The following is a 12,328-nucleotide window of genomic DNA, read 5'->3' on the forward strand; positions in this document are numbered from 1 at the left end:
TTGAAAATTAATTTGAATACAAGTTATTTACTTTCAAATATTTATGTCTATAGAATACATATAAAATTCTAGCTTTTATTTCTGAATTCATTAATTTCAAATTTTTTAAAAAATATCATTTTATAAGGTGAATCAATTCAAATTAATTCTTTTCTCTTTTGGATATTTTACAGTGAAACTATATTTGATAGATTTTGAAATTTGTGGTGAAATATTCAATTGCCATGTTACAATGCCAGTCTCTTCATCAATTTTACCACCTTCATAATTTCTATTATCAACTTTGATTTCATCATTTTGAGAAATCGGAATCCGTTCTTGAAGTTTCAACTGAATTTCTGAGCTTTTATTATTCTTGAACTTGACTTCATAAGTTTTGTCAAGAATCCGCTTGCCACCCAAAAAGCTTTTTCCTTTATTGTCGTTTATTTCCTCACGTTCTATGCTAATATTAGGGTCTTGACCTAAAGAAATCGTAAGTTGATCTTCAATTACATAAGGATCGATATAAGTTTTTCCAGCGTAGCTGTTTTCAAAATAAAGATTAGCATCACCAGGAAGTAAGCTCATATTGGCGCTATTCGAAATATTTGCGATTAAATAAACAGCTTGAGAAAGTTCGGAATTAGCGTAATATTCGTATTCAGTTTCAAGCGTTTCCGTCTTGATGTCGATAGTTTTTGTGCCAGAATCTGAACTTATACTGTATTTATTTGGCAAAATAAAATGTTCTGAAATGGTGTTTTCTTCAACGGTAACTTCTGGTTCAGGTGCTTCGTGTTTCTCTGAAGATCTATTTCTTGAAGAATAAGCAGTAACAACAACCGCATCTAAATTATTAGAATCCATTTCCATATTTAAATTAATTGTGCTACTGTAAATAGGGATTTTTGCAGTTTTGTAACCAATATATTTAAATACTAAATGTCTTCCGCTGTCAATGTTTAAACTATAACGACCATCAAAATCAGTTTGGGTTCCTGTGCTTCTGCCTTCAATAATTACATTGATGCCAGGTATAGGCAAACCATCATTGTCACTTACAATACCAGAAACCTGTTTTACACTGGGATTGTATGATTTTTGTTTCAATTTTTGATAAGAATTAGCGGTATTCACAGCTTTTCGTGTGAAGTTTAGATAATACGGATTTAAGTCAGGTTTTGAATTGTCTTTATTGGGATTGGCTGATGAAAGTATCAAATCTATATCAGTCCAATCTCGTCCGGTATTTTGAAATACTTTCGCCTTATAATTTAATTCAACATCAGTTTCAATATTTTTAGAATTGATATCGTAACTAGGTGACCATCCAGCGTCAGGTAAAAAATATTGTAGTTTAATGTTTTTTTGCGAAGCTGTTTTTACATCTAAATTCAAACTGATTTCGCCACGATAAACATCATTTTTACCTTCAATTTTACGAATTTCATTTTTTAGTTCGTTCAACTCTTCTTCAACCTCGTTTTTATCGACAGTGATATCATAAATTTGGTTATTGATATTTTTGAATTTTTCTCTATAAAAATTGGCATAATCACTAACTTGTTGAACACTAATAGAAGTATTTTGAGAACCTAAATTTTGATTTTTTTCCAACAAGCTTTTCTCTTTTTCAAAAGCATTAATTTCATGATTCAATTTGGAAATTTCTAATTCTAATTTTTCTTTTTTAGATTTAAATTTATCCAAATCTTCAGAATCTTCTTTTGAATTCATAAAATCGATATCGTAATTGAAATCATTTAAATGAATGTCATCCAAACCTTTTATAATTATGCTGTTAGGGTTGATATTTGGTGAAAGATTCGTGATTAAAAGTTTTTGCTCACCCTTATTTAAATAAATATTTACAGAAGATTTCAATTCAGCACCTTCCAGATATACAGTAGCAGATTCTATTTTGGTTTCTATTTCCGTTTGGAAAGCGAAAACTAATGTTGGTAATAAAAAAATGACTTTCATTAAATTTTTCATCTTAAATATATTTATGCTTAAAACTAGTAATTTTTTTCATCAGCAACTCATCGTAGTTAATAAATATGATCTTTTGATTTAGCATTTTTTGTTTTCTAATATCTGATAAAATCAAATATGGAAGTTTTAAAATAACTATTTAGCATTTTAATAAGGCTTTTAACTCTAAGCAAAGTTGTTAACCATTTCTTTTAATAATGACCTCTATTGTTTTTTATCAAGTAATGTCTTTTCTGGTAAAATATACTAGGTTTTTTGCTAAAACTTTAACTCTTTATTAAACTTGAAGTGAAACTTTACTTTTTTTCTTGTATTTTGATGTATAAATATTTAAATCACACACATCATGAAAAAATATACATTTTTATCAGTTTTACTTGCAATTTGTTTTAGTATTCAAAATATTGAAGCGAAAAATGAAAAATACAAAGATAATTTAATTGACTATTCAGTAAATTCAATAACCCTAAAGTCAGAAAGTTTAATATTCAAAAATGATACAACAAAAAATAATCTTGTAGTCACTTCTCAAAGAAATTACTTAAAACTTAAAAATAATTCCAAAACAAAGGCAGTGAGCGAATATAAATTTACTCATGAGACGGTTTATGAAATTACTGTATCAAATCAAGACCGCACTTATAAAATGTCCTATCTACTCAATCCAGATGCTCAATATGTAGGTATGAAAACGAATATGAGTGGCTCCCGAAATAGTCAGAATTTAGGAGAATCTATCATTGTAATAGATGACAATGAGTCCACGGTATTCATGAATAAGTCAGGAAATAAAATGCAGATGTCATTATCTCAGATGGGCGGTCAGCAACAGACTAATCCTACAGACCAGATGAGAGATTATAATTACAATAATTTGAAAAAAACTGGTAAAACCAAGACTATTTTGGGAGAAACTTGCTACGAATATGCAATGACAGATCAAAAGAAATCTGTAAGACTATGGATAGCACCAAATATTGACATTCCTAATTGGTTTATTGATAATAAGGGGTTAATAAACGGTCACGTTATGGGTTACACAATAGATTCTGAAGAGGCTAAAATAACAAGTGAAATTGTCGAAATTAAAGATAATATCAACAAGACTATTGACCCAGCAGAATATAAAAAGATGATGTAAAATTTATAGTCTTTCTTTTAGTTTTTCTAGATAAAAATTCTAAAATAATGATTGAATCTTTCTTTGATTTGTTCTCATTATGAAATGTCCAAAGCAAAAAAAACTCCTCATAGTCCTAATAATGAGGAGTTTTTTTATGGTTTTTTATTCCAATCAAAAGGTTTTAAAACCAAACGATTTTGACTTATAGTTTATCATTCTGTCACTGCTTCATTCGCATCATATCATTTAGAATATACATATAGCTTTTTCTAATTTTAAAAATGAACTCAATATTTTAAAATTAAATGTTAATATAAATAATTAAATTTGGATCCTAAAACCTAATTGAAAAATCAAATTATGAAAGTATTAAAGTACATAGGCATAATTTTACTCATTATTGTCATTATTTTAGGAGTTCTAACATTCGTTTTGCCAACAAGCATGGAAACTGAAGAAAGTATTGCTATCAATGCACCGAAATCAATAGTAAAAGAACAAATCCTATATTTTGAAAATTCTCAAGAATGGTCACCATGGTCGAAAATTGACCCAAATATGAATACTTGGCTAGAAGGTGAAGACGGTGAAGTCGGTACCAAATATTTCTGGAAAGGCAATGAAGATGCAGGAGAAGGCGTTCAGGAAATCGTAGCCGTAGAGGAAAATCAAGTCGATTTGAAAATAACTTTCATTAAGCCTTTTGAAAGTGAAGCTGATACTTATTTTAAAATCAATGAAAAATCAGACAAAGTTGAGGTCACATGGGGTTTTACTTCAGAAATGCAACCACCTTTAAATTTGATGCTTCTGTTTGTAGATATGAAAGAATCCATTAGTGAAGATTATCGAGAAGGGCTTGAAAGTTTAAAAGAAATCAGTGAAAATATTGCAGAAAATTATGTAGCTGGATACAAAATAAAAAAGTCAACTTTGAATCTCAAAACTATTTGTACAAAAGAGAAACTATAGATTTTGATAAAATGCAAGACTTTTATAAAAAATATTTAGGTGAAATTTATGCTTATATCAGCAGTTCAAAAGAATTAAAACCTGAAAGACACGCCAGCGGAATGTATTTCGATTGGAACGAAGAAGACCAAACTACAGATATGGCAGCAGCGGTACCTTTTAAGCCTAAAGATGAAAATGTGGTTTTGAGTTCGCTTAAATTTGAGACAAAAGAACTTTCAGGTGAAGCTTACAAATTGGAATTTTATGGCGATTATGAAAAACTTGAAGAAGCCCACAATGCAATTCATAAATATCTTGAAAATAACGAAATAGCTATGTCAGAAGTGGTTTTGGAAGAATATGTTATAGGACCAGATGAAGAACCAAGTCCAGCAAAATGGCTGACAAATATCTATTATTTTGCAAAATAAATTTTGAGTGTAAGTTGATAAGCTGAAAATCCTTAATTGAGAATTTCAGCTTTTTTATTTATAAATTTCATTTGGATGGGTTCTAAAATTCATTTTTTTTAAATATGCACTTCATTTTTGAATATTCACTAAAACGATTACATTTGTTCAAAATGAAATATGGCGTCAAATAGCTTTGGAAATCTATTAAAATTGACTACTTACGGTGAATCTCACGGTCCCGCCATTGGTGGAATTTTAGATGGTGTGCCGTCTGGTATTATTTTGGATTTAGATAAAATTCAACATGAACTCGACCGTAGAAAACCAGGTCAGTCTAAGATTGTAACTCAACGCAAAGAGTCTGACGTTGTACATTTCAAATCTGGAATTTTTGAAGGTAAAACCACAGGATTGCCGATCGGTTTTGAAATTCAAAATACAGATAACAAATCCAAAGATTACAGCCACATCAAAGATATTTACCGTCCAAATCATGCCGATTTTACATACGATCAAAAATATGGACATCGTGATTATCGTGGTGGCGGACGTTCCAGTGCTAGAGAAACCGCCTCTTGGGTTGTTGCTGGCGCTATTGCCAAACAAATATGTTCTGAGATTCAATTTACGGCTTTCACCCAATCTGTTGGCGAATTGAGTTTGTCAAATCAAGATTTGATAGATTTCAAACTTATAGAGCAAAACCCGGTGCGTTGCCCAAATTCAGAAATGGCTCAAAAAATGGAAGATTATATCAAAGCTATCAGAAAAGAAGGCGATACAGTTGGTGGCGTCGTGAAATGTATTATTTCCAAGGTTCCCAAAAATCTTGGCGATCCTGTTTTTGAAAAATTACACGCTAATCTCGCCAAAGCGATGTTGAGTATCAATGCTGTGAAAGGTTTCGAATACGGTTCAGGGTTTGAAGGTTCAAAGATGAAAGGAAGTCAGCACAATGACATTTTCAATACTGACCAAACGACAAGAACAAATTTTAGTGGAGGCATACAAGGCGGAATTTCAAACGGCATGGATATTTATTTTCGCGTAGCTTTCAAACCCGTTGCTACGTTGATGCAAACACAACAAAGTATCGATAAAAATTCTAATCAAGTAGAAATGCAAGGCAAAGGACGACATGATCCTTGTGTTGTGCCACGTGCAATTCCAATTGTCGAAGCCATGGCTGCTCTCGTTTTGGCGGATGCATTTTTAAATCAAAAAACTTTAAATTAAATTTAAATGAAAAAATTAGCATTACATTGGCAAATCCTGATAGGAATGGGACTCGGAATTGTTTTCGCACTCATTCTTTCATATTTCAGTTGGGGAAGTGAATTTATTACAGATTGGATTAAGCCATTTGGAAATATTTTTATCAATGCACTAAAGTTGATTGCCGTTCCATTAATTCTAGCATCTTTGATTAAAGGCGTTTCCGATTTAAAAGATATTTCAAGTTTGTCAAAAATGGGATTGCGAACAATTGTTACCTATTTATGTACCACAATTATCGCGGTTTCTATCGGTTTGGCAATTGTCAACATCTTTGAACCAGGAAAAAGTATCGAAAGTGAAACGAGAGAAGAGCTTGTTGAAAGTTATGGTGGCGACGCAGAGTTGACTCGACAAAACGCACAAAAGCAAAAAGAAGCTGGACCTTTACAGGCATTAGAAGATTTAGTGCCAGACAATATTTTTGGCGCTGCTTCTGATAATAGTAATATGCTACAAGTTATTTTCTTTGCTATATTTTTTGGAATAGGATTAATCCTTATACCTGAAAAACAATCCAAACCAGTCAAAGATTTTTTTGATAGTTTTAATGAAGTCATATTGAAAATGATAGATTTAATCATGCTAGCTGCACCTTATGGCGTATTTGCGCTTTTAGCAGCTTTGGTAGTTGAAGCGCCGAGCACGGATTTATTTATTGCTTTAGCTTATTACGCATTATGTGTTGTTGGTGGCTTAATTTTAATGATTTTATTTTACGCGCTTATTGTTGGCATTTTTACCAAAAAAAGCCCAAGATTTTTCCTGAATGGAATTTCTCCTGCCCAACTTTTAGCGTTTTCAACTAGTTCTAGTGCGGCAACTTTACCAGTTACAATGGAAAGAGTAGAAGAACATCTTGGGGTTCATCGTCAAGTGTCCAGTTTTGTATTACCTATTGGTGCGACGATTAACATGGACGGGACGAGTTTATACCAAGCCGTAGCTGCCGTATTTATTGCACAGGCTTTTGGATTGGATCTGGATTTTGGAACGCAACTAGGAATAATTGCAACAGCCACATTAGCTTCTATAGGTTCCGCAGCAGTTCCTGGTGCTGGAATGGTCATGTTGGTAATTGTACTTGCTCAGGCTGGAATTCCAGAAGCTGGTTTAGCTTTGATATTTGCAGTAGATCGTCCTTTAGATATGCTTAGAACGACTGTCAATGTTACTGGTGATGCTGCGGTTTCGATGCTTGTCGCCAAATCTCAGGATAAACTAGGCGATCCTCAAGTGAAAAATTGGGATGACAATTACAAGCATAATGAAAATTAAGTTCCGTAAAATAGGAATTTCACAGAAAATTTTTATTTTAACTTATACTGAAAATTGAAGTCAAATAAAAAAAAATAATAATTATGAAATTTTTGAAATTTAATTTATTACTAATTTTCTTGACTTGCTCGGTATCAATTTCTTTCAGTCAGTTTGATGTGAAAGAGAATTATAATAAGCAAGAAGTGGATATTGAAATGCGTGATGGTATAAAACTTCACACCACAATATATTCACCCAAAGACACTTCAAAGTCTTATCCAATCCTGATGCAACGCACGCCATATAGTTCCAGACCTTATGGTGAAAATGAATTTAGAAGTCAGATTGGCCCGAATAAATACTTAATGGAACAAGGCAATATTATCGTTTACCAAGATGTTCGTGGACGTTGGATGAGCGAAGGTGTTTACGACAATATGCGTGCTTATATTCCTAACAAAAAAAGAAAACAAACCGATGAAGCCTCGGATACTTATGATACGATAGAATGGTTAATCAATAATGTGGATAACAATAACGGTAAAGTTGGAACTTGGGGAATTTCTTATCCAGGTCATTATGCCGCAATGTCAGTATTATCTGGTCATCCTGCTTTAAAAGCAGCATCGCCACAAGCGCCGATAGGTGATTTTTATTTTGATGATTTTCATCATAACGGTGCTTATTTACTAAGCTATTGGATTGCAACTTCTGTTTTTGGTTACATGAAAGATAAACCAACAGATCAATCCTGGTATCAGGTTCCAAATATTGGCACAAAAGATCCTTACCAATTCTTTTTAGATATCGGACCGCTTTCTAACTTGGATAAATATTACGACGAGGACAATATTTTTTGGCAACAACTGAAAGATCATCCAGACTATGATGAATTTTGGGAGCCACGCGGGTTGATTCAGCATATGAAAAACGTCGAGCCAGCTGTAATGACTGTTGGTGGCTTATTTGATGCGGAAGATTTGTATGGACCATTTGAGATTTATAAAAGTTTAGAAAAAAATAGTGATAATTATAATATACTGGTATTTGGACCATGGAGTCATGGAGATTGGGCACGGTCGAAAAAAAGACAAAGTGTTGGAAATGTTTATTTTGGAGATGACTTGTCGGAAAATTTTCAAAAGGATTATGAGACCAAATTTTTCAATCATTTCTTGAAAGGTGAAGGAGATTTTGATGTGCCAGAGGCTACAGTTTTTGATACTGGAGCTATGGAATGGAACGAATACGAAAATTGGCCACCTGAGGATGTCAATTATACTGAATTTTTCCTTGGTGAAAATCAAACTTTAACTGAATTGGCTGATCCTAATTTTGAAAATAAATTTGTAAGTGATATTACCAAACCTGTTCCTTTCACAGAAGATATTAAGGTGACTTTCACACCAAGAAAATTCATGACTGACGATCAGCGTTTTGCTGCTCGCAGACCAGATGTTATGGTTTATGAAACTGAAGTATTGGGGACAGATTTAAAACTTTCAGGTGAAATTTTAGCTAATTTGAAAGTTGCAACCACCGGAACTGCTGCAGATTGGATTGTAAAAGTTATAGATGTTTACCCACACGATGCAGAAGATTCAGAAGAAATGCAAGACCATTTAAAAATGAGTAATTACCACATGATGGTAAGAAGCGAAGTTTTTAGAGGTCGGTATAGAGACAGCTTTGCGGATCCAAAGCCTTTTATACCAAATAAAAAAACAAGTGTAGATATCAAGCTTCAAGATGTAAATCATACCTTCAAAAAAGGACACAAAATCCAAATTCAAGTTCAAAGTACATTTTTTCCTTACATAGACAGAAATCCGCAGAAATATGTAGAGAATATTTTTGAGGCCAATGAAGAGGATTTTGAAACACATACACATACTATTTACGGTGATTCTAAAATTGTCTTGCCAGTTGTAAAACTTTAAGTTTATTTCATAAATAATTTTTGAAACCGCCTTAATTTTGTAAAATTAAGGCGGTTTTTTATTGGTAAATCAATTATTTTCAGATTAAACAATTATAAAATTTAGTTTTTTTTTTGGAATATCTAATTCCTCATTCTTTAATTTTATACCAAACTTTAGACTATGAAAAAAGCAGCCAAAATTGTTGGAATCGTTGTATTACTATTAATTGTTTTACTCTTTCTAGCACCAATTCTATTTAAGGGCAGCATAGAAAAAATGGTTAAAAATGCAGCAAATGAAAATGTTAATGCGAAGGTAGAGTGGGAGGCATTGGATTTGAGTTTATACAGAAATTTTCCAAACGCTAGTTTGAGTTTAGAAGGATTGAGTGTAACAAATAATGCGCCTTTTGAAGGCGATACGTTAGTATATGCCAAAAACTTGAATGTTGCTATGGGACTTATGCAATTATTTAAAAGTGAAGGTTTGAGTATTGATAAAGTTTATCTCAACGAAGCTTTCATAAATGTAAAAGTTGACTCCCTTGGCAATGCCAATTATGATATTGCTAAAACTTCTGAAAATGATTCTCCACAGGAAGCAACAACCTCTTCAGATAAAGCTTTCAATTTGGATTTAAACCATTATGAAATCAATAATTCCAAAATAAATTACCTAGATGAAAGCGGAAATATTTTTCTGAAACTTTCAGATTTCAATCATTCTGGCGATGGAGATTTTGCAGCTTCCGTTTTTACTTTGAAAACACACACCGATTCAAAAGTTTCATTCGACTTAGATGGAACCAATTATCTGAAAAATAATTCTATTGTTTTAGATGCAGATTTAGAAATGAATTTGGACAAAATGAAATTCACTTTTCTTGAAAATGAAGCATTGATTAATCAATTGCCGCTTCAGTTTGATGGATATTTCCAGATGTTCGATGATTATAATGAAATGGATGTTAATTTCTCGACGCCTTCGTCAGAATTCAAGAACTTTCTAGCAGTTATTCCAGAAGAATATGCCAAGAATTTGGATAATGTAACCACTACCGGAAATTTCGATTTGAAAGGCGTCGTCAAAGGTAAAATGGACGATAAATATATTCCGACTTTAGATATTTCCATATCTAGTAATAACGCGTCTTTCAAATATCCAGATTTACCAAAAAAGGTGGAAGACATCAATCTGAATATCGAAGTTAAAAACGAAACTGGATTAGTTGAAGATACTTACGTCAATTTCAACGATATTAAGTTCAGAATAGATCAAGACAGGTTTTCAGGAAACGGTTCAATAAAAAACTTAACCACTAATATGTTAGTCGATTTTGAAGCTAAAGGACGTTTGAATTTAGCCAATCTTGAAAAAGCTTATCCTCTTGAACTCGACCAAAAATTAAGCGGAATTTTAGATGCCGATATCAAGTCTAATTTCGATATGAATACTTTGGAAAAAGAACAGTATGACAAAGTGAATGCTACTGGAAATATTAAATTGTCGAAGTTTGATTATGACTCGCCAGAATTAGCAAAACCTGTTCATATAGAATTAGCTACGCTGAATTTTTCAACTAAAAATATTCGGTTGGAGAATTTTGAAATGACGGCTGGTTCAACAGATTTGAAAATGAATGGAAACTTGTCTAATTTCATGGGTTTTGCTTTTGCGGATAAAACTTTGAAAGGTAATTTCAATGCAACTTCAAATAATTTTTCCGTATCAGATTTTATGGTTGAAACAGAAGCGGACGATTCAGAAACAAAGACCGAAAATAATTCTGACACCGAAACAGCTTCTACCGAAGCGATTAAAATCCCTTCATTTTTGGATATCGTGTTGAATTTCAATGCGAAGAATGTGAAATACGATAATTTAAATCTTAAAAACACAAAAGGAAGTTTAGCTTTAAGAGAAGAAAAAGCATTTCTCGACAACGTGACCGCAGATATATTTGGTGGAAATTTCAAACTGAATGGTGAAGTTTCTACGGCAACAGATCAACCGAATTTCAATGTAGATTTAAGTTTAAATACTATTCAGATCGTGGAAGCATTTCAACAAATGGAGTTGATCAAAGGCTTAGCACCGATTGCCCAAGCACTGCAAGGTGTGGCTTCAACTAGTATCAAGCTAAATGGTGATTTAACCAAAGATTTGATGCCGATTTACAATTCATTGAAAGGGAATGCATTAGCCGAAATAATTTCTGCAGATGTTCAGGATGACAAAATGCCGCTGGTTTCAAATTTGAACAACCAATTCAAATTTATTAATCTAGATAAATTGAAAATTCAAGATGTCGTTGCTAAATTGAATTTTTCAAATGGAGCCATCAATTTAGATAACTTCGATTTCAAAATTGAGGACATAAAAGTAGACGTTTCTGGTAGTCATTCTTTCAATAATGAAATGAATTATAATTTGAAATTGAACATTCCAGCTAAATATTTTGGCGATGAGGTTGGTGGAAAGTTAGCAGAATTGAGCGATACAGATTTAAATAAAATGAAAGTTGATTTACCAGTAAGTTTGTCAGGGTCTTTTGGTAACCCAAAAATCCAAATGAATATGCAAAATGCTGTAAAAAGCTTATCTCAGCAAATTATTGAAGCTCAAAAAGATAAAGCGACCGACAAAATCAAAGATAAAGTAGGCGAAGAAATTGATAAGTTATTAGGTAATGATGATAAAGAAAACGGAGAGGATTCTAAAACCAAAGAAGACGAAGTGAAAGATAAAGTCAAAGATGTTTTGGGTGGACTTTTGAAGAAGAAAGAATAATGATTAGAAATTTTAATCTAATCATAATATTTATTACAATTCACTTTAGCATTACTATGGAAGCTCAAGAATATCATATTTATCCTGAATCTATTGAGAAAGAAGTTAAGCTGGCTTTGAGTTATTTTCCTCAATTGAAAGAGATACCAATTGTTTTTAAATTTAAATCTGACATCAAAAAGTCAACTATGCAGGCTCAGCCTGACTTTAAAAGTTTATTAAAACCGCGTTCAAAACGAAAATATTATATTTTTATAAGTGAAAGATTTAAAATTTCAGGAACAGAATTTAAAACTATCAATGTCCCATCTGATGTAATGACAGGTTGGTTAGGACATGAATTGGGACATATTTTAGATTATCAACATCGGGGGAAATTCAATTTAATATGGTTTGGTTTAAAATATTTATATTTTGATAAACATATCATAGAAGCAGAGCGTGCAGCAGACACTTATGCTGTTCAACAAGGTATGGCTGAATATATTTTGAAAACTAAAGATTTTATTCTAAATCATGCAGAAATTGAAGAAAAATATAAAAAACGCATCAAACGTTATTATTTGTCACCTGAAGAGATCATGCAAATTGTTCAAGAAAATAAGAATAAGTAA

At 32.2% G+C, this 12,328-nt stretch carries 9 protein-coding genes; 8 read left to right on the plus strand and 1 reads right to left on the minus strand.

What is annotated here, in order from left to right:
* Positions 1–132: 132 nt before the first annotated feature.
* Positions 133–1,977 carry a DUF4139 domain-containing protein gene (locus EIG86_RS03275; protein WP_127844716.1) on the minus strand — a complete coding sequence of 615 codons (1,845 nt, stop codon included), beginning with the start codon at positions 1,975–1,977 and terminating at the stop codon, positions 133–135.
* 346 nt (positions 1,978–2,323) lie between these two features.
* Here EIG86_RS03275 and EIG86_RS03280 point away from each other — a divergent pair, with 346 nt between their 5' ends.
* The 8 genes from EIG86_RS03280 to EIG86_RS03315 all read left to right on the plus strand — a co-directional run bounded on the left by EIG86_RS03280 (position 2,324) and on the right by EIG86_RS03315 (position 12,328).
* Positions 2,324–3,118, plus strand: a complete 795-nt coding sequence (locus EIG86_RS03280; RefSeq protein WP_127844717.1) for a DUF4412 domain-containing protein — start codon at positions 2,324–2,326, stop codon at positions 3,116–3,118.
* Positions 3,119–3,460: 342 nt separating this feature from the next.
* Positions 3,461–4,072, plus strand: a complete 612-nt coding sequence (locus tag EIG86_RS03285; protein WP_127844718.1) for an SRPBCC family protein — start codon at positions 3,461–3,463, stop codon at positions 4,070–4,072.
* A complete protein-coding gene (locus tag EIG86_RS03290) occupies positions 4,051–4,485 on the plus strand; it encodes a hypothetical protein (protein ID WP_127844719.1) in 435 nt (144 codons plus the stop codon). Before EIG86_RS03285 ends, EIG86_RS03290 begins: the two co-directional genes overlap by 22 nt.
* A gap of 159 nt (positions 4,486–4,644) precedes the next feature.
* Entirely contained in the window at positions 4,645–5,703 is a 1,059-nt protein-coding gene (aroC, locus tag EIG86_RS03295) for a chorismate synthase (protein ID WP_127844720.1), read from the plus strand.
* A 6-nt stretch (positions 5,704–5,709) separates the two neighbouring features.
* On the plus strand, positions 5,710–7,020 hold the full coding sequence (locus tag EIG86_RS03300) for a dicarboxylate/amino acid:cation symporter (protein WP_127844721.1): 1,311 nt from the start codon (positions 5,710–5,712) through the stop codon (positions 7,018–7,020).
* 83 nt (positions 7,021–7,103) lie between these two features.
* Positions 7,104–8,942, plus strand: a complete 1,839-nt coding sequence (locus EIG86_RS03305) for a CocE/NonD family hydrolase (protein WP_127844722.1) — start codon at positions 7,104–7,106, stop codon at positions 8,940–8,942.
* A 162-nt stretch (positions 8,943–9,104) separates the two neighbouring features.
* Positions 9,105–11,714 (plus strand): AsmA family protein, encoded by a 2,610-nt coding sequence (locus EIG86_RS03310; RefSeq protein WP_127844723.1) that lies wholly within the window; start codon positions 9,105–9,107, stop codon positions 11,712–11,714.
* A 56-nt stretch (positions 11,715–11,770) separates the two neighbouring features.
* A complete protein-coding gene (locus EIG86_RS03315) occupies positions 11,771–12,328 on the plus strand; it encodes a hypothetical protein (RefSeq protein ID WP_127844925.1) in 558 nt (185 codons plus the stop codon).

This window comes from Psychroflexus aestuariivivens (assembly GCF_004010055.1).
GTDB classification, from domain to species: Bacteria; Bacteroidota; Bacteroidia; order Flavobacteriales; family Flavobacteriaceae; genus Psychroflexus; species Psychroflexus aestuariivivens.